Here is a 16,240-nt window from a genome sequence, read left to right as displayed (position 1 = left end):
GAGGCCCGTGCCCCGCCCGCCCCGCCGGTCGCCTCAGGCGCGGTGCAGCTCCACCGCCGTGTCCAGCCGGCCGGGTTCGACCAGTCGTGCGTGCTGCAGGACGGTCCGGTCCGGACCGATCGCCGCGGCGACGACCGAGAGCGTCGTCATGTGACCCTCGGCCTCGTGCACGTCGCGCAGGATCGCGTCCGGGTGGTCGACCGGCAGCGCTGCCGAGTCGGCGAGCACCCCGAACCAGCCGCTCCACCCGTCGCCGGGGTCGGTGTCGGTGTCGCTGTCGGCGCCGCCGCGTCCGAGCGCGCGGAGCTCGTCAGCGGGTCCGACCTCGGGTGGCCCCGTCGGGGCGTCGACGGCCCGGAAGGCCTCGAGCCAGCGGCCGATGCGCGGCGCCCCGGGGTCGTCGGCCTCGCCGTGGGTGACCATGTGCACGCCGGGACCGAGGTCGGTGGTGCGGACCGCGGTGCCGTCCCAGGTCAGGACCGTCGCACCCTCGGCCGTCGCCCGCACCAGGTTGAAGGCCCGGGTGGTCGGCAGCGTGCCGTCGTGCCCGGGGAGCAGACCGTCCGCGACGGCGTCGACCGGCACCACGCCCCGGGTCGTCCACGTCCCGTCGTCGCTCGGGACGGGTTCGGAGCGGTTGAGCACGACCGCGAGACCGGCCCGGTCCGAGGCCGCGAGCCACGCGCCACCGGCGGAACGGTCGCGGACACCGCGGACGTCCGGGTCGCGGTCGGGCCACCACGCGGCGGGCGGGTCCCACGGGCGCTCCGGTGACTCGTCGCGCAGGGCGAGCACGGTGACGGGCCACGGGGACCCGGGCTCGACGCGGACGACGACGGTGCACATGGCGACGATCCTCGCACGCGCCGGTAGCGTGATCGACGTGAACGCAGCAGCAGAGCGCGCCCTGACCGTCATCGTGGGGATCACCGGGGGGATCGCCGCCTACAAGGCCGTCGGCGTCGTCCGCGACCTCGTGAAGCGCGGCCACGAGGTGCACGTCGTCCCGACCGAGGGCGCCCTCCGCTTCGTCGGGCTGCCGACGCTCGAGGCCCTGAGCCGGAACCCCGTCACCACGAGCGTCTGGGACGACGTCGCCGAGGTCCGCCACGTGGCCCTCGGCCGTCGTGCGGACCTCGTCGTGGTGGCGCCCGCCACCGCCGACTCCCTGGCGCGGATGGCCGCCGGCCTGGCGAACGACCTGCTCGGCACGACCCTGCTCGCCACCGACGCCCCGGTCGTCGTCGCACCCGCGATGCACCCGCAGATGTGGGAGCACCCGGCGACCCGTGCGAACGTCGCCACGCTCCGCGCGCGCGGCGTCCACCTCGTCGGTCCCGTGGTGGGTGCGCTGACCGGCGACGACGCCGGCATCGGGCGGATGGCGGAGCCCGAGGACATCGTCACCGCCGCGCTCGCGGTGCTGGACGAGCCGACCACGCCGGGTCGGCGCACCGGCGACGACCGGCTCCCGACGTCCGGCGGTGCCCGCGGCGAGCAGGGCGACCTGGACGGCGTCCGCGTCGTCGTCAGTGCCGGCGGGACGCGCGAGCCCTTCGACCCGGTCCGCTTCGTCGGCAACCGCTCGAGCGGACGGCAGGGCCTGGCGATCGCGGCGGCGGCCGCGGCCCGCGGCGCAGAGGTCACGCTCGTGTCGGCGAACATCGAGGCGGGGCTCCTGCAGGGGCTCGACGCGACCGTCGTGCCGGTCGGGTCCGCGCTCGAACTCGCCGACGCCGTGCACACCGCCGCCGCCGAGGCCGACGTCGTGGTGATGACCGCGGCGGTGGCCGACTACCGACCGGCCGAGGTGCTCGAGGAGAAGCTCAAGAAGGACGCCCAGGGCGAGCGGATGTCGCTCGAGCTCGTGCGGAACCCCGACGTCCTCGCCGACCTCGTCGCCGCGCGGCGCGCCGGACAGGTCGTCGTCGGCTTCGCCGCCGAGACCGAACCGGACCGTGCCGCGCGCATCGAGCTCGGTCGCGCCAAGATCGCCCGCAAGCCAGCCGACCTGCTCGTCGTGAACCACGTCGGCTGGTCGGCCGGCTTCGAACGCGAGGAGAACGCGATCGAGGTGCTCGTGCCCGGCGGCGAGGTCGTCCGCGAGACCGCGGGCACGAAGGCCGAGGTCGCGACGGCGGTCCTGGACCTCGTCGCGACGGCGCTCGTCTGACCTCCGGGCGCTCCCGAGGCGCGACGGGCACGATGGGGACATGCGACGACGCGATCGGATCCGACGTGCCACCCGGACCGCCACCGTGCTCGCGGTGCTGCTCGGCGGCGCCGGGGCCACCCACTTCCTGCGGCCGCGCGGCTACGACCGGATCGTGCCGGACGCACTCCCGCCGCGCCTGACGACCGTGGCGTCCGGAGTCGCGGAGCTCGGCATCGCGGCGGGGCTCGCGTTCCCGGCCACCCGACGGGCGTCGGGGTGGGCGGCCGCGGCGCTGTTCGCCGCGGTGTTCCCCGCGAACGTCAAGATGGCGGCCGACGTGCTCGACCACCCCCGGTCGAGCCGGACGATGCGGATCGTCTCGGTGCTCCGTCTCCCCCTGCAGGCACCCCTCGTGCTCTGGGCCGTGCGCGTGGGCCGACACGCGCCGAAGCGGTGACCGACCGGGCGCGCGAGCGCGCCGCCGGGCCGCTGCTGCACCGCCCGGTCACCGTGCACGCCTGGCAGGACATCGTCTTCGCGCACTGGCGCGGCGACCCCGGGGCGCTCGCACGACTCGTCCCCCGCGGCACCCGGCCCGACGTCGTGGACGGCAGCGCCTGGGTGGGGCTCTCGGCCTACGTGTTCGACGAGACACGCGTGCCGCCGTTCCCGTCGGCGGGCCGGCTCGGCCGGATGACCGAGGTGACGCTCGAGGTGCTGACGGTCGACGACCAGGGACGGCACGGTGTGACCTACCGGACCGTCGACACGGCGAACGTCCCGGCGATCGTCGCCGCGCACGCGCTCCTCGGCGTGCCGTACACCTTCGCACGCGCCGGGTCGCGACGGCGCGGGGACACCGTCGCACACCGCTCCGTCCGGCACAGCGGTCGCGTCCGGTCCCCACTGCGGTGGGCACGCTCGCTGCGCCGGGACCGACCCACGGGGGTCCCCCGACACCGAGGGGCCGCCTCGGTGCGGGTGCAGGCCGGGGACGTCGTCGACACGCCCCTCGCCGCCGAGCTCACGACCCGCGCCGGCATCCACGCCCGCTACCTGACGCAGACCCTCTTCTGGCAACGCCAGCACGCGCCGCTCACCGTCCGGTCCGCACGGCTCGACCAGCTCGAGGGCGACCTGCCCGCGGCGGTCGGCCTGCCCGGGCTGTTCGACCGCGAACCGGACTCGCTGCTCGTGGTCGACGGCACGACCGTCCGGTACGGCTGGGGCGGGGTGGTCCGGTGACCGGGCGACGTGCGGACGACGACCCGTTCGACCTCGACCGCTTCGTCCGGGCGCAGGACGGGGTGCACGGGTCGGCGGTGGACGAGCTGCGGCGCGGTCGGAAGACCTCGCACTGGATGTGGTTCGTGTTCCCGCAGCTCGCGGGGCTCGGCCGGAGCGCGACCGCTCTGCGGTACGGGATCTCCGGGCCCGACGAGGCGCGGGCGTACCTCGCCCACCCCGTGCTCGGCGTCCGGCTGTGCGAGGCCGCCGGGGTCGCGGCCGCGGCACCCGCGCGGACCGTCGAGGAACTGCTCGGCGCGACCGACGCGCTGAAGCTCCGGTCGTCGGCCACGCTGTTCGCCCGGGTCGCCGACGAGCCGTCGCCGTTCCGAGCGGTGCTCGACCGCTGGTACGACGGCGACGAGGACCCGGCCACCCTCCGGCTGCTCGGGGACCGCTGACACCACCCCGCGGCACCGGAGTGCCGAGCGCAACACCGGTCGTATATCAGGTACGGTGATGCCGGACGGCGCAGTGCTGCGCCATCCGATCCCGAACCGACGCCCCCGGCGCCACGACCACGAAGGAACCCGCATGCCGGTCCCCAGCAGCGCCCCGACCGAACACCAGCTGCTCCGCGACACCGTCCGCCACAAGATCCACGACGCGATCATGGACGGCACGCTGGTCCCCGGCGAGCGGCTCAACGACGACGAGCTCATCGCCTGGCTCGGCGTCTCCCGCACGCCCATCCGCGAGGCCCTCAGCCAGCTCGCCCGCGCCGGCCTGATCGAGATGGCGCCGAACCGCTACACGCGTGTCACGACCCCGAAGCCCGACGAGGTCGTCGAGGCCATCCAGACCCTCGGCGTGCTGTTCGGCGGCGTCGTCCGCCTGGCCGTGCCGCGCCTGGGCGCCGGCGCGCGGAAGAAGATCCTCGCGCAGCTCGACAAGACCGTCGCCGACTTCCGGGCGCACGACGTCGGTGCCGTCAACCACGACGCCCTCGACGTGTTCGCGCTGTACGTCGCCGAGTGCGGCAACGCGAACCTGCAGCGGGTCTGCCGCGACACCATGGACGGCCTGGCCTTCCGCCTGCGGCTGCCGAACCTCGACGAGCTCGTCGACTGGGACCAGATGACCGAGGACTTCCTGCGCCTGCGAGCCGCCACCGAGTCCGGGGACAACGTCGCCGCCGAGATGGCGACCGAGGCGATCCACCTGCTCCCCGGCGAGAAGCGCTGAGTCTGCCTGTACCCTCGTACAGGAACCGCCCGTCCTGCCGTCGCAGGACGGGCAGCGGGCGCACCACGGGCCTCCCGGTCGACACGTCCGGACCGTCGCGCAGCCGCTCACAGAGTCCGGGTCCGGCCAGCCGGTAGCATCGGCCGGACCACCCGATCGCCCACCCGGAGCACCACATGAGTCCCCGATCGACGGACCGAACCGCAGTCGCCGCACGTCTGGCCCAGGCGGTCGGCAAGATCAACCGGCGAGCCCGGTCCGACTCGGCCTCGCTCGGCTACGGACTCGTGTCCGCCCTGGCGACGATCCAGAGCGACGGACCCCTGCGCCCCGGCGACCTGTCGCGGATCGAGGTGGTCACGAAGCCGACGATGACGCGCATCCTGACCGAGCTCGAACAGCGCGGGTTCATCGAGCGCGAGGCCGATCCCACGGACGGCCGCGCCTTCATGGTGACCGCGACCCCCGAGGGCATCGCGGCGGTCGAACGCGCACGCTCCGACCGCACCGGGATCGTCGCGGAGCTCATCGCGGAGCTCGACGAATCGGACGTCTCGGCCATCGCCGGAGCGCTCGACGCTCTCGAGCGGGTCGCGCAGGGCGACGGCGTCCAGGAACCTCACACGTCCTGACCGCTGATCGGCCGTTACCGAACCGTTACCGACGGGTGGACGGACGGTTCTGCCAGCGACCCTGGACGCGCTGTCCAGCCCGACGCGTCATGGTGTCGGCTCCGCCCACCGGCTGCCTCCCCCACGGCCGCCCGGGCGGACGGACGGGCCCCACACCACCGTCCGGTCCTCCCCGGCTGGCGGACCTCCCCACGACGACCGTGCCGAGCGCGGCGTCGACGTGTGCCCCCGCAGGGCGCGCGAGGAGTCCGCCGACGAGCCGCCCGACCACCGGAACCGATGTCAGGACACACCCCCGAACCCACCCCGACCACCGCCTCGACTCGACGCGAGGCGCTGAACACCCCCGCCCGACGGGCTCGCCGGGCACTCCGCCACCGTGCGACCCTCGTCGCCGGTGGTGCCGCGGTCCTCGCGATCGCCGGCGGCGCCCTCACCGTGGGCACACAGCCCGCGATCGGCGAGGCGCTCGGACTGCCGAGCGGCTCCGCCAGCGCCTCGGCCGCGGCGACGCCCCGACCCGCCCTGAGCGGCACCGCCCTCGACCGTGCGCAGGCCGCCGCGACGATCTCCACCGCGCGGACCGTCATGCGGACCGCGAACGACAAGACGGACACGAGCGCGCTCGCCCGCCGCGTCGACGCCCTGAGCGACTACCGGCAGCTGTCCGGCGCCGCGCTGACGACCCGGATCTCGTCGACCGTCGCCTCCACCGCCCACGTCGAGCAGGCGAGCGCGACGCAGGACCGACGGGACGTCGACGCGAAGGCCGCCGCGGCGGCGAAGGCCACCGCCCGTGCGCGTGCCGCCGCCGAGGCCGCCGAGCGGGCACGCGCCCTGGCCGCCGGCAACACGGTCGCGGGTGCGAAGGCGACCGCGACCTCGCTCGCGTCGTCCGGGTACGGCTGGGGCGCGGACCAGTTCCAGTGCCTCGACAACCTGTGGACCAAGGAGTCCGGCTGGGACTACCGGGCCGTCAACCCGAACGGCGGCGCGACCGGCATCCCGCAGGCGCTCCCCGGCTCGAAGATGGCGACGATCGCTCCGGACTGGCAGACGAACGCGACCACCCAGATCACCTGGGGGCTGCGCTACATCAGCGAGGCGTACGGCACGCCGTGCGCCGCGTGGGCGCACTCGCAGGCGAGCAACTTCTACTGAGCCGACCCCGGGGTGCGCGGTGACCGCGTGCCGGACCGACGCCGCGGCGCACCGCGCACCACGGGCCTCCCGGCCGCCAGCCCGCCGGGGTCACCCCACCCGCGCGACGCGCACGTCGACGCGGGACAGCGGCAGCCCGTGCTCGGCGGCCGCGTCGAGGACGACGTCGTGGACGTCGCACGCGACGTCGGGTGCCGGCCGGACGCCGTCGGTCCCGATGACGACCCGGAGGACGTCGCCGTCGACGACGACGCGGGCGGGCGCACTGCTCGTCGACAGCCCGCGGACGGCCTGGACGGCGCTCGCGACCGTGGGTCGGGCGCGGTAGAGCTCGGCGACGCCGGGGACACCGGTGATCGCGCGTTCGAGGGCGGCGAGGACGTCGTCGGTGGTGCTCATCGGGTCCCCTCCGTGTCGGTGGTGTCGGTGTCGTCGGTGGTGCCGGCCGCGGCGGCGGTCTCCGGCCCGGCCGCGGTGGGCGTTTCCGGCTCGGCCGCGGTGGGCGTCTCCGGCAGCAGGTCGCGGACCACGACGTCGACGCCCTCGACGACCAGGTCGGTCTGCTCGGACACGGCCCGGGCGACCGCGCCGCGGACGAGGTCGGCGGTCGACGGGATCGCCGCGCCGGGCACGATCGCGAGTTCGACGACGACCCGCACCGGCGACCCGAGCACCGTCACGTCGCCGTCCAGGTGGCAGCGGGCGATGAGCACACCGGGGACGCCGTCGCCGGTGCGACGGATGAGCGACCGGATCGCGCCCTCGGTCATCACCGGCTGCTCGGACGCCGACCGGGGGCGGAGCGGCACGTCGCGGCCGGAGCGGCTCTCGATCGAGATGTTCGCGAGCACGTTGCCGATCCACGACTCGTCGGCCGGGGCCTCGACGAGTGCCGCGGCCTCGAGCGAACCGTGCGACGCCTGCCGGACCCGCAGGATCGCCGCGAGGGCGTTCTGACAGGCCGCGGAGTCGTCGATGCTCGGGTCGGCCGGGCGCATGCCGGCGTCCAGGTAGTCGGCGAGCTCGTCGATCGTGTGACCGTCGAGGTCGTCGGGCTCGAGCGCGTCGAGCCGGGTTCCGTCGGGGGCGGTCATCGCCAGGCCTCCATGAGTCGGATCATGTTCTTCCTCGCTCGGGACAGGAGCCCGCGGACCGTCGAGGGCGGCAGGTCGAGTTCGGCGGCGATCTCCTCGTACCGGTACTCGAGCACCTCCTTCATGATCCAGCACCGTCGTTGTGCGTCGGGGAGCTCGGCGAGCGCGCGCTCCACCGCTTCTTCTCGGGACCGGGCCTCGGCGACGCGTTCCGGGGCGTCGTCGGAGGGTGCTGCCACCTCGAGTTCGGTGACGTCGTCGTGGTCGCGTCGGGCACGGATGCGGTCGAGGCACTTCCGGCTCAGGATCCGCATGAGCCACGACTTCACGCGGGCCTGCTCGACCAGCCCGTCCAGGCGGTCCCACGCGGTGATGAAGGTCTCCTGCACGACGTCGTCGAGTTCGTCCGTCGAGCCGAGGGTGCGACGGGCGTAGGCGCGGAGCAGTGGGGTGTAGCGACGGATGAGGACCTCGAAGGCCCGGACGTCGCCGTCGGACGAACGGCCGGCGAGGACCGCGTCGTCGAGCTCGTCGAGGGGCTGGTGGTGCACGACTTCCTTCTACTGGTGGTGGATGGGGTTCAGCTGGGCACGGCCGTGCGAGCGCGGTCGGCCGGACGCACCGGCGTGCGCGACCCGGAACGGACCGACCGGCCGGACCGTGAGCGCGTGCACCCGTGCCTGCGCCAGCAGGTGCGCGGGCGCCGCACGGCCGTGCGACGTCGTCCGGACGGTGTCGGGTTCGAGCATGGTGACTCCTGTGTCGGACCAGCGGGTCTGGATCCTCACCGGTGGGACGCACCGACGAGCCGTTTCGTCACACCCCGCTCGGCTTCCGTCGCAGCGGTCGGTGCGCGAGAGTGGAACCATGTCGCTCGTCACCGCCGTCTGCCGCGTCGACCGCCTGCTCCCGGACTCGGGGACGATCGGGGTCACCGCCATCGACAAGCGCCCGGTCACCGGGGGCGTGCGGGTCCGGCCCCTCGGCCTGTACGCGGACGTCCAGGCGGACCGGAAGCACCACGGCGGCGAGGACCAGGCCGTCTACGCCTACGCCGACGAGGACGCCGCGTACTTCGCCGATGCGCTCGACCGCGAGGTCGCGCCCGGGCTGTTCGGCGAGAACCTGCGCACGAGCGGGGTCGACGTGACGGGAGCCGTGACCGGCGAACGCTGGCGTGTCGGCGAGACCCTCGAGCTCGAGGTGACGATCCCCCGGATCCCGTGCGGCACGTTCGCGCGGCGGATGCGCGAGGACAAGTGGGTCCGGCGCTTCACGGACGAGGGGCGTCCGGGTGCCTACCTGCGGGTCGTGCGCTCCGGCACCGTCACCGCGGGCGACCCCGTGGTCGTGACCCACCGGCCCGCGCACGGCGTGACGATCGGCGAGATCTTCGCGGGGCTCACGCCGGAGCGCGCCCGCGCTGTGCTGGAGTCGGGCGAGCGGCTCGCGCCGAAGGTGGTCCGGGACGTCTCGAAGGCGCTGGGCCGGTCGGGCGCCCGGTCCGGCGCGCGGTCGGGGGCGACCGCTCCGTGAACCGGGCCGGTCGGGTGCGCGGCGACGCACCGGCCGACGCCGCTCAGTGAGCGCTGCCGTCGCGGCGGGCCGGGTCGAGCGGACGCTTCGCACGCGGCAGGCCGGCCACCACGAGGTCGTAGGCGTTCGCCACGAGGTCCTCGACCAGGGTCTCGTCGACGCCGTCCCCCGGAGCGATCGTGATCCAGTGCCGCTTGTTCATGTGCCACCCCGGCCAGATCTCGTCGTGGTCGCGGACCAGTGCGGCACCGTGCGGCGGCGCGCACTTGAGGTTCACGATCGGGACCCCGCGCAGGGCGGTGGCCATGAGGAACATCTTGTCGACGACCTTGAACACCAGGGCGCCCTCGCCGAAGGGCTCGGTCTCGCGCACCGCGGGCAACCCGGCCGCCGTGCGGATCGCGACCTCGTGCAGCTGCTCGCCGTCCATCTCCCCAGGATGCCGCACCGATCCCGCACGATCCCCGTTCGGGGGTAGGTCGTGAGGGACGGTCAGGTCGTAGGATCGCCTCGCCGCGCACCCGACGCGGCCGTCGCCCGCGACGACCACGAACCGTTCCAGGGGGAACCCGTGCGCATCATCCGAACCCTCGGCGTCGCCGCCGCCACCGCCGTCCTCGCGACCACCGTCGTCGTCGGGGGCGCCACCAGCGCGCAGGCCGCGCCGAAGAGCTACGCGAACTGCACCGCCGTGCACAAGGTGTACTCCGGTGGCATCGCGAAGAAGTCCGTCACGAAGAACAAGGTCGTCTCCGGCGGCAAGACCACCTACCGTGCGCTCAAGGGCACCGTGAAGAAGGACGACGCGCTCTACCGCGCGAACACGAAGCTCGACCGCGACAAGGACGGCATCGCCTGCGAGAAGAGCTGAGCCGGCGCGTGCCGACGTCCTAGAGCGTCGGCACGCCCTCGTGGCCGGAGCGCGGCCGAGCGGTGCCCGCGACACCGGTCACGACCGAGCCAGCGGGGACGTCCTTCGTGACGACCGTGCCGGCACCGACAACTGAGTCGGACCCGACCGTGATGCCGCCGATCAGCGAGCACCCCGCGCCGAGGACCACCCGGTCCCCCACCACCGGGTGCCGCCGGGCCCGCGGGCTGTCCCCGCCCCGGCCCCCGAGCGTGACCCCGTGGAACACGAGCACGTCCTCGCCGATCACCGCGGTCTCGCCGATCACGACACCCATGCCGTGGTCGATGAAGAAGCGGCGCCCGATCCGGGCCCCGGGGTGGATCTCGATGCCCGTCAGCGAGCGGGCGAGCTGGCCGAGCACCCGCGCGGCGAACCGCGAGCCGGGCAGGCCCTGCGCCGTCCAGAGCCGGTGCGTCAGCCGGTACACCCAGATCGCGTGCAGCCCGGAGTAGACGATCGCGTTCTCCAGGTCCCCCCGCGCGGCGGGGTCACCGCGGCGTGCCGCGGCCAGGTCCTCCCGGATGGTCCGCAGCACGCCTGGTCGACCAGGACGACTCACGCAGTGAGCCCCTCGAAGAGCACCGTCGACAGGTAGCGCTCGCCCGTGTCGCAGACGATGGCGACGATGCGCTTGCCGGCGTTCTCGGGCCGAGCCGCGATCTCGAGTGCGGCGTGCACGATCGCGCCGGACGAGATGCCGGACAAGATGCCCTCCTGCGTCGCGAGTGCCCGTGCCACCCGCAGGGCGTCGTCGAGCTCGACGTCGAAGACCTCGTCGATGACGCTGCGGTCGAGGACCTCCGGCACGAAGTTGGCGCCGATGCCCTGGATCTTGTGCGGGCCGGCCTTGCCCTCGGAGAGCAGGGGCGAGTCCTTCGGCTCCACGGCGACGATCTGCACGCCGGGAACGCGTTCCTTGAGGACCTGGCCGACACCGGTGATCGTGCCGCCGGTCCCGACACCCGCGACGAACACGTCGACGTGCTCCTCGGTGTCGCGCAGGATCTCCTCGGCGGTGGTCTTCCGGTGGATCGCGGCGTTCGCAGCGGTCTCGAACTGGTGGGCGAGGACCGCGCCGGGGGTGTCCGCGACGATCGCCTCGGCCCGGGCGACGGCGCCCTTCATGCCCTCGGGGCCGGGGGTCAGCACGATCTCGGCGCCGTAGGCGCGCATGACGGCACGACGCTCGACGCTCATCGTCTCCGGCATCGTGATGACGACCCGGTAGCCGCGGGCGGCGCCGACCAGGGCGAGCGCGATGCCGGTGTTGCCGGACGACCCCTCGACGATGGTCCCGCCGGGCTGCAGCGCCCCAGCGGCCTCGGCGGCGTCGACGATCGCGACGCCGAGGCGGTCCTTGACGCTCGCGCCGGGGTTGTAGAACTCGAGCTTCGCGAGGACCTCGGCACCGCCGGGCTTCGGCAGCCGGTTGAGGCGGACCAGCGGGGTGTTGCCGAACGCCTGCGAGATGTTGTCGTGGATGGTGCCGTTCATCTGGTCCGTCCTCTGCAGCTCAGGTCGCGCCGCCGTCTTCCCGGCGGCGCGGTGTCGCCCGATCCTAGCGACCGCAGCCCTGCTCGACCCGTTCGTGACGGGAGCCGCACGCCGGGCACGACCCGCGCCTCCGGGCCGTCGCCGTCCGGGCCGACGAGGCGAGGCGTGGCGTGGCGTGTGCAGCGCACGGACGGCGTCCGCGCGCCCCTCCGCGTCAGCGCACGGACGCCGTCCGTGCGAACCGCTCGTCCGTCGCCTCGAGGACACGCAGCACGTTGCCCCCGGCGAGCGCCCGCAGGTCCTGCTCGCCCCAGCCGCGCCGCTGCAGTTCCGCCGCGAGCACCGGGTAGCGGGACACGTCCCGCAGGTCCGGTGGGAGCACCGGCGTGCCGTCGTAGTCACCACCGAGGCCGACGTGCCGGACCCCGGCGACGTCGCGGGCGTGCTCGACGTGGTCGGCGACGTCGGACACGGTGACCAGGGGCGGCTCGCCGACCTGACCGGCTTCCTCCCAGTCCGCCCAGGCCCGCGGCACGAACTTCGGCACGAAGGTGATCATGACCACGCCGCCGTTGTCCGCCAGGCGGGCGAGCACGTCGTCGGGGACGTTGCGGGGGTGGTCGTCCACGTGGACCGTGGACGAGTGGCTGAAGACGACGGGCTGGGTCGCGACGTCGAGGGTGTCCCGCATCGTCGACGGGGCGGTGTGCGACAGGTCGACGAGCATGCCGAGGCGCTCCATCTCGGCCACGACCTGCCGGCCCCGGTCCGTGAGACCGCCGTGCGCCCGCGCGCCGGTCGCCGAGTCCGCCCAGGGGGTGTCGTCGTTGTGCGTCAGCGTCATGTACCGGACGCCGAGGCGTGCGAAGGCCCGCAGCACCGCCAGGTCGTCGCCGATGGAGTGTCCGCCCTCGGCGCCGAGCAGCGACGCGATGCGACCGGAGTCGATCGCGGCACGGACCTCGGCCGCGGTGCGGGCCAGGGCGAGCGTGTCCGGGTACCGCTCGACGATGCGGTGCGCGAGGTCGATCTGCTGCAGCGTCGTCCGGACGGGGTCGGCGTCGTCGGCGGGCACGAACACCGACCAGAACTGGCCGACGACCCCGCCGGCCCGGAGCTTCGGCAGGTCGGTGTGCAGGCTGTCCTGCTCCGAGTCGATGCCCTCCACGCCGGAGTCGTGCGTCTCGCGACGCTCCCAGGGCAGGTCGTTGTGGCCGTCGATGACCGGGAACGGGAGCGTGTCGAACGTCATGCCTGCGACGCTACCGCCCGTCGCTACGATCGTCGGGTGGCCTCCGCGAACACGCCGACGGACCGGACGGTCCGGTGACCGTTTCCTTCCGGCTCGAGACCGAGCTCGCCTGCTCCCCCGAGCGCGCCTTCGCGCTCTCGCTCGACATCGGCGCGCACGAGCGCTCGATGGCCGCGAGCGGCGAACGCGCCGTCGCCGGCACCACGTCCGGCACGATCGGCCTGGGCGAGACCGTCACCTGGCGGGCGCGCCACTTCGGGGTCGTCTGGCGGATGACGAGTCGGATCACCGCCCTGGAGGCACCGCACCGGTTCGTCGACGAACAGGTGCGTGGACCGTTCGCCCGGTTCCACCACGAGCACCGCTTCGAGCCGTCGGCCGGCGGCACGCGCATGGTCGACACGATCACGTTCCGCGCACCGCTCGGCCCGCTGGGTCGTCTGGCCGAGGTGCTCGCGCTGGCCCGGTACATGCCGCGGCTCATCGCCGACCGCAACGCGTCGCTCGCGGCCGAGCTCGACGCCGCGCGCTGACCCGGCGTCCACACCTGCCCGGAGCCGCCCGTACCCTTCGTGAGCAGGAAGGGTCGAGTGCCGGGTGGCGACCCGACCGTTCCTGCTCACGAAGCGCGCGGCCCGAACGACCGCTCCGAGCGACTCGGCTGAGCGACGCCGAGCGCTGCTCGTGGACGTACCGCACAGCACCTGGAACCTGCACAGCCATGTGCACGATGATGAGCACATGCACGAGACCATCCGCTACGTCGCGATCGGCGACAGCTTCTCGGAGGGCATCGGCGACGCCGGTCCCGCTCCGCTCCCCGGCTGGACCGGCCGACTCGCGAGCGCGATGGCGGCTGCGTCGGACGCCGACGTCTCCTACGCCAACCTCGCGGTGCGCGGACGGCTGCTCGCCGGGGTCCTCGACGGGCAGCTCGACGCAGCGCTCGACCTCGACCCGGCGCCGACGCTCATCACGTTCTGCGCCGGCGGGAACGACCTGCTCCGCCCCCGCTTCGACGTCGACGCCCTGATCGGCCGGGTCGAGTCCGGCGTCGACCGGGTCGAGGCGCGCGGCGCGCGGATGGCACTGCTCAGCCCGGCCGACCCGAGCGCGCGGCTGCCCCTCGGAACGCTCATCAACCGTCGCGGTGACGCCTGGGCCGGAGCGCTCGGCGAGCTGGCCCGCCGTCGCGGCCTGCCGTTCGTCGACGTCTCCCGCGACCCCCACCTGCGCCGCGCGGAGTTCTGGTCCGAGGACCGCCTGCACATGAACGCGACCGGGCACCAGCGCGTCGCCGACCTGGCGCTGCACGCCGTCCTGGACGGCCCCGCGGCGGCCGACCCCGCGTCCGTGCACGCCGGCCGCACCGGCTTCCGGGCCGAGGCCCGCTACTACCGCGAGTACGTCCTGCCGTGGGTCGGGCGGCGGGTCACCCGGCGCTCGTCCGGCGACGGCCGGTCGGCGACCTACCCGACGTGGACGCCGGTCGCGTAGACCCGCGTCGTCCCGCCGGTCAGGGCGTGGGCGAACTCGTCGCCGGTCGGTGCGAAGCCGCCCGCCTCGTACAGCCGCACCGCGCGGTCGTTGTCACCGAGCACGTGCAGCACCACGCGCGGGTGCCCCGCGGCGCGGGCGTCGTGCACGGCCTCGGCGAGCAGGGAGCGCCCGACCCCGCGGGCCTGCACGCCCGGGCGCACCGCGAGCAACGACAGGTAGGCGGCGTCCGACGGGTCCGTCGACCGACCGGTCCCCGGCGCCGTGACCAGGACGAAGCCGTCGATCGCGCCGTCAGCGCCGGGGACCACGAGCCAGGCGACGTGCTCCGCGGCGAACTTCTGCCGTGCGCGCTCCCGGACGGCCGGGTCCTCGGCGACGCCGTCACGCTCGGCGACTGCTGCCGCCCAGAGGTCGATGCAGGTGTCGGTCTCGTCCCCGGTCGCAGGACGCACGACCACGGACGACTCGATCACCCGGTCAGCCTACGGCGGTGCGGCTGCCGATCCTGAACGACGCCCCACGGTGCTCGTCGGGCAGCCGGTCCCCGCGGCCGTGCAGCTTCTGCCGGAGCGACCCCTGCTCGTACTCCTCCGGGTAGGCCCCGCGGGCCCGGAGCTCCGGGATGACGAACTCGATGACGTCCTCCCACGTCCCGGGCGTCACCGCGTAGGCGAGGTTGAACCCGTCGACGTCGGTCAGCTCCTGGATCTCCTGCAGCCGGTCGGCGATGGTCGCTCCCCCGCCGACCGCCACCGGTCCGAGCCCGCCGATCGCGGTGTGCCGGGCGAGGTCGCGGATCGTCCACGAGGACCCGTCCTCGCCGGTGGCCGCCGCGATGTTCGCCGCGGCCGACTGGATCGCGTTCGACTCGACGTCCCCGAGGGGCTCGTCGAGGTCCCACTGCGACAGGTCGACGCCCATCCACCCCGAGTTGAGCACCAGGGCGCCGAGCTCCGAGGCGTACGACAGGTAGTCCTCGTACTTCGCCTGGGCGAGCTCGTCGGTGGCGTCCGTGATCACGGTGAGCAGCGTGTAGACGCGGGCGGCGTACCGGTCGCGACCAGCTGCCTCCAGGGCGTCACGGACCTTCGTGACGGTCGACGCGAGCTGCTCGACGGTCGGTGCGCCCACGAAGACCGCCTCCGCGTTCTCCGCGGCGAAGCGGATGCCGCGCGGCGACGCGCCCGCCTGGTAGATGACGGGCGTGCGCTGCACCGACGGCTCGGACAGGTGGATCCCGGGGACGTCGAAGTGCGCGCCGTGGTGCTCGATCGGGTGCACCTTCGCGGGGTCGGTGAAGACGCCGGACTCGCGGTCCGCGACGACGGCGTCGTCCTCCCACGAACCCTCCCACAGCTTGTAGAGGACCTCGAGGTACTCGTCGGCGACGTCGTAGCGGTCGTCGTGCGACAGCTGGTCGGCCTGCCCCATGTTCCGCGCCGCGCTCGGCAGGTACCCGGTGACGACGTTCCAGCCGACGCGGCCCTTCGTCAGGTGGTCGAGCGTCGACATGCGTCGGGCGAACGGGTACGGGTGCTCGTAGGCGGTGCCGGCCGTGATCCCGAAGCCCAGGTGCTCGGTCACCGACGCCATCGCCGACACGAGCAGGACCGGGTCGTTCACCGGCACCTGCGACCCGGTGCGGAGCGCGGCCTCGTTCGACCCGCCGTACACGTCGTACGTCCCGAGCACGTCGGCGATGAAGATGCCGTCGAACGCGCCGCGCTCGAGCGTCTTCGCCAGGTCCGTCCAGTAGCTCAGGTCGCGGTAGTCCCGCGACCGGTCGCGCGGGTGCCGCCACAGTCCGGAGGACTGGTGCGCGACGCAGTTCATGTCGAACGCGTTGAAGCGGATCTGCCGGTGTTCGCTGCTGCTGCTCACGGGTCGAGACGCTACGTCCGCCACCTGCGACCGTCACGGATCGTGACGAAGCGTGACGATGGCGGGTGCACGGGTGCACGGCGACCGACGGACGGACGGGAGGCACGGTGCGGGTCCGCCACGGGCCTCCCGTCCGGTACCCGCTCGCGC

The 16,240-nt window shown here is 74.0% G+C and carries 22 protein-coding genes; 11 read left to right on the top strand and 11 right to left on the bottom strand.

Annotated features, from left to right (window positions below; all coding sequences use genetic code 11):
• Positions 1–33: 33 nt before the first annotated feature.
• Positions 34–846 carry an NRDE family protein gene (locus BIU94_RS13085; protein WP_071260986.1) on the bottom strand — a complete coding sequence of 271 codons (813 nt, stop codon included), beginning with the start codon at positions 844–846 and terminating at the stop codon, positions 34–36.
• A gap of 61 nt (positions 847–907) precedes the next feature.
• Here BIU94_RS13085 and BIU94_RS13080 point away from each other — a divergent pair, with 61 nt between their 5' ends.
• The 7 genes from BIU94_RS13080 to BIU94_RS18130 all read left to right on the top strand — a co-directional run bounded on the left by BIU94_RS13080 (position 908) and on the right by BIU94_RS18130 (position 6,420).
• On the top strand, positions 908–2,173 hold the full coding sequence (locus BIU94_RS13080; RefSeq protein WP_071262008.1) for a phosphopantothenate--cysteine ligase family flavoprotein: 1,266 nt from the start codon (positions 908–910) through the stop codon (positions 2,171–2,173).
• 40 nt (positions 2,174–2,213) lie between these two features.
• A complete protein-coding gene (locus BIU94_RS13075; protein WP_071260984.1) occupies positions 2,214–2,612 on the top strand; it encodes a hypothetical protein in 399 nt (132 codons plus the stop codon).
• On the top strand, positions 2,609–3,400 hold the full coding sequence (locus BIU94_RS13070) for a YqjF family protein (RefSeq protein ID WP_071260982.1): 792 nt from the start codon (positions 2,609–2,611) through the stop codon (positions 3,398–3,400). The genes BIU94_RS13075 and BIU94_RS13070 overlap by 4 nt, the downstream gene beginning before the upstream one ends.
• Positions 3,397–3,843: a DUF1810 domain-containing protein gene (locus tag BIU94_RS13065; RefSeq protein WP_071260980.1), complete on the top strand. Its 447-nt coding sequence runs from the start codon at positions 3,397–3,399 to the stop codon at positions 3,841–3,843. Before BIU94_RS13070 ends, BIU94_RS13065 begins: the two co-directional genes overlap by 4 nt.
• Positions 3,844–3,976: 133 nt before the next feature.
• Positions 3,977–4,627: a GntR family transcriptional regulator gene (locus BIU94_RS13060; protein WP_071260978.1), complete on the top strand. Its 651-nt coding sequence runs from the start codon at positions 3,977–3,979 to the stop codon at positions 4,625–4,627.
• A 176-nt stretch (positions 4,628–4,803) separates the two neighbouring features.
• Positions 4,804–5,259 (top strand): MarR family winged helix-turn-helix transcriptional regulator, encoded by a 456-nt coding sequence (locus BIU94_RS13055; protein ID WP_071260976.1) that lies wholly within the window; start codon positions 4,804–4,806, stop codon positions 5,257–5,259.
• A gap of 279 nt (positions 5,260–5,538) precedes the next feature.
• On the top strand, positions 5,539–6,420 hold the full coding sequence (locus BIU94_RS18130) for a phospholipase (RefSeq protein WP_254783008.1): 882 nt from the start codon (positions 5,539–5,541) through the stop codon (positions 6,418–6,420).
• Between the two features lie 90 nt (positions 6,421–6,510).
• Here the strand turns inward: BIU94_RS18130 and BIU94_RS13045 are convergent, their stop codons facing one another.
• The 4 genes from BIU94_RS13045 to BIU94_RS13030 are packed head-to-tail and all read right to left on the bottom strand — an operon-like array spanning position 6,511 to position 8,263.
• Positions 6,511–6,819, bottom strand: a complete 309-nt coding sequence (locus BIU94_RS13045; protein ID WP_071260974.1) for a hypothetical protein — start codon at positions 6,817–6,819, stop codon at positions 6,511–6,513.
• Positions 6,816–7,514, bottom strand: a complete 699-nt coding sequence (locus BIU94_RS13040; RefSeq protein WP_071260972.1) for a hypothetical protein — start codon at positions 7,512–7,514, stop codon at positions 6,816–6,818. The genes BIU94_RS13045 and BIU94_RS13040 overlap by 4 nt, the downstream gene beginning before the upstream one ends.
• Entirely contained in the window at positions 7,511–8,065 is a 555-nt protein-coding gene (locus BIU94_RS13035; protein ID WP_071260970.1) for an RNA polymerase sigma factor, read from the bottom strand. Before BIU94_RS13035 ends, BIU94_RS13040 begins: the two co-directional genes overlap by 4 nt.
• A 9-nt stretch (positions 8,066–8,074) precedes the next feature.
• The gene (locus tag BIU94_RS13030) at positions 8,075–8,263 is read right to left on the bottom strand and encodes a hypothetical protein (RefSeq protein ID WP_071260968.1); all 189 of its coding nucleotides are present in this window, start codon (positions 8,261–8,263) and stop codon (positions 8,075–8,077) included.
• A gap of 118 nt (positions 8,264–8,381) precedes the next feature.
• On the opposite strand from BIU94_RS13030, the gene BIU94_RS13025 reads away from it, so the two are divergent.
• The gene (locus tag BIU94_RS13025; protein ID WP_071260966.1) at positions 8,382–9,050 is read left to right on the top strand and encodes an MOSC domain-containing protein; all 669 of its coding nucleotides are present in this window, start codon (positions 8,382–8,384) and stop codon (positions 9,048–9,050) included.
• Positions 9,051–9,093: 43 nt separating this feature from the next.
• Here BIU94_RS13025 and BIU94_RS13020 read toward each other — a convergent pair whose 3' ends face one another.
• Positions 9,094–9,480: an MmcQ/YjbR family DNA-binding protein gene (locus tag BIU94_RS13020; protein WP_071260964.1), complete on the bottom strand. Its 387-nt coding sequence runs from the start codon at positions 9,478–9,480 to the stop codon at positions 9,094–9,096.
• Positions 9,481–9,621: 141 nt separating this feature from the next.
• On the opposite strand from BIU94_RS13020, the gene BIU94_RS13015 reads away from it, so the two are divergent.
• Complete coding sequence (locus tag BIU94_RS13015; RefSeq protein ID WP_217639510.1) at positions 9,622–9,921, top strand: excalibur calcium-binding domain-containing protein; 300 nt, start codon at positions 9,622–9,624, stop codon at positions 9,919–9,921.
• A 19-nt stretch (positions 9,922–9,940) separates the two neighbouring features.
• On the opposite strand, the gene epsC is transcribed toward BIU94_RS13015, so the two are convergent.
• From epsC to BIU94_RS13000, 3 genes are all read right to left on the bottom strand, one after another.
• Positions 9,941–10,498 carry a serine O-acetyltransferase EpsC gene (gene epsC, locus BIU94_RS13010; protein ID WP_083404816.1) on the bottom strand — a complete coding sequence of 186 codons (558 nt, stop codon included), beginning with the start codon at positions 10,496–10,498 and terminating at the stop codon, positions 9,941–9,943.
• A 20-nt stretch (positions 10,499–10,518) separates the two neighbouring features.
• The gene (gene cysK / locus BIU94_RS13005) at positions 10,519–11,457 is read right to left on the bottom strand and encodes a cysteine synthase A (RefSeq protein ID WP_071260959.1); all 939 of its coding nucleotides are present in this window, start codon (positions 11,455–11,457) and stop codon (positions 10,519–10,521) included.
• Between the two features lie 214 nt (positions 11,458–11,671).
• Positions 11,672–12,709 carry a dipeptidase gene (locus BIU94_RS13000; protein ID WP_071260956.1) on the bottom strand — a complete coding sequence of 346 codons (1,038 nt, stop codon included), beginning with the start codon at positions 12,707–12,709 and terminating at the stop codon, positions 11,672–11,674.
• Between the two features lie 74 nt (positions 12,710–12,783).
• On the opposite strand from BIU94_RS13000, the gene BIU94_RS12995 reads away from it, so the two are divergent.
• A complete protein-coding gene (locus BIU94_RS12995; protein ID WP_071260954.1) occupies positions 12,784–13,242 on the top strand; it encodes an SRPBCC family protein in 459 nt (152 codons plus the stop codon).
• A gap of 208 nt (positions 13,243–13,450) precedes the next feature.
• A complete protein-coding gene (locus tag BIU94_RS12990; protein WP_071261992.1) occupies positions 13,451–14,206 on the top strand; it encodes an SGNH/GDSL hydrolase family protein in 756 nt (251 codons plus the stop codon).
• Here the strand turns inward: BIU94_RS12990 and BIU94_RS12985 are convergent.
• Both BIU94_RS12985 and BIU94_RS12980 read right to left on the bottom strand, forming a co-directional pair.
• Entirely contained in the window at positions 14,179–14,682 is a 504-nt protein-coding gene (locus BIU94_RS12985; protein WP_071260953.1) for a GNAT family N-acetyltransferase, read from the bottom strand. The genes BIU94_RS12990 and BIU94_RS12985 overlap by 28 nt on opposite strands.
• A 4-nt stretch (positions 14,683–14,686) precedes the next feature.
• Entirely contained in the window at positions 14,687–16,090 is a 1,404-nt protein-coding gene (locus BIU94_RS12980; protein WP_071260950.1) for an LLM class flavin-dependent oxidoreductase, read from the bottom strand.
• Positions 16,091–16,240 lie beyond the last annotated feature (150 nt).

Source organism: Curtobacterium sp. MMLR14_006 (assembly GCF_001864985.1).
Classification (GTDB): Bacteria; Actinomycetota; Actinomycetes; order Actinomycetales; family Microbacteriaceae; genus Curtobacterium.
Note: the sequence above shows the minus strand (reverse complement) of the source record. Positions and strands in the feature narration are given on the sequence as shown.

Excerpts from the sequence above, each read along its gene's own strand:
- BIU94_RS18130 (WP_254783008.1), top strand. The coding sequence starts at position 5,539 with ATGTCAGGACACACCCCCGAACCCACCCCGACCACCGCCTCGACTCGA.
- BIU94_RS13025 (WP_071260966.1), top strand. The coding sequence starts at position 8,382 with ATGTCGCTCGTCACCGCCGTCTGCCGCGTCGACCGCCTGCTCCCGGAC.
- BIU94_RS13040 (WP_071260972.1), bottom strand. The coding sequence starts at position 7,514 with ATGACCGCCCCCGACGGAACCCGGCTCGACGCGCTCGAGCCCGACGAC.
- BIU94_RS13060 (WP_071260978.1), top strand. The coding sequence starts at position 3,977 with ATGCCGGTCCCCAGCAGCGCCCCGACCGAACACCAGCTGCTCCGCGAC.
- BIU94_RS13000 (WP_071260956.1), bottom strand. The coding sequence starts at position 12,709 with ATGACGTTCGACACGCTCCCGTTCCCGGTCATCGACGGCCACAACGAC.
- BIU94_RS13055 (WP_071260976.1), top strand. The coding sequence starts at position 4,804 with ATGAGTCCCCGATCGACGGACCGAACCGCAGTCGCCGCACGTCTGGCC.
- BIU94_RS13075 (WP_071260984.1), top strand. The coding sequence starts at position 2,214 with ATGCGACGACGCGATCGGATCCGACGTGCCACCCGGACCGCCACCGTG.
- BIU94_RS13045 (WP_071260974.1), bottom strand. The coding sequence starts at position 6,819 with ATGAGCACCACCGACGACGTCCTCGCCGCCCTCGAACGCGCGATCACC.
- cysK (WP_071260959.1), bottom strand. The coding sequence starts at position 11,457 with ATGAACGGCACCATCCACGACAACATCTCGCAGGCGTTCGGCAACACC.
- BIU94_RS13030 (WP_071260968.1), bottom strand. The coding sequence starts at position 8,263 with ATGCTCGAACCCGACACCGTCCGGACGACGTCGCACGGCCGTGCGGCG.
- BIU94_RS12990 (WP_071261992.1), top strand. The coding sequence starts at position 13,451 with ATGCACGAGACCATCCGCTACGTCGCGATCGGCGACAGCTTCTCGGAG.
- BIU94_RS13020 (WP_071260964.1), bottom strand. The coding sequence starts at position 9,480 with ATGGACGGCGAGCAGCTGCACGAGGTCGCGATCCGCACGGCGGCCGGG.
- BIU94_RS13085 (WP_071260986.1), bottom strand. The coding sequence starts at position 846 with ATGTGCACCGTCGTCGTCCGCGTCGAGCCCGGGTCCCCGTGGCCCGTC.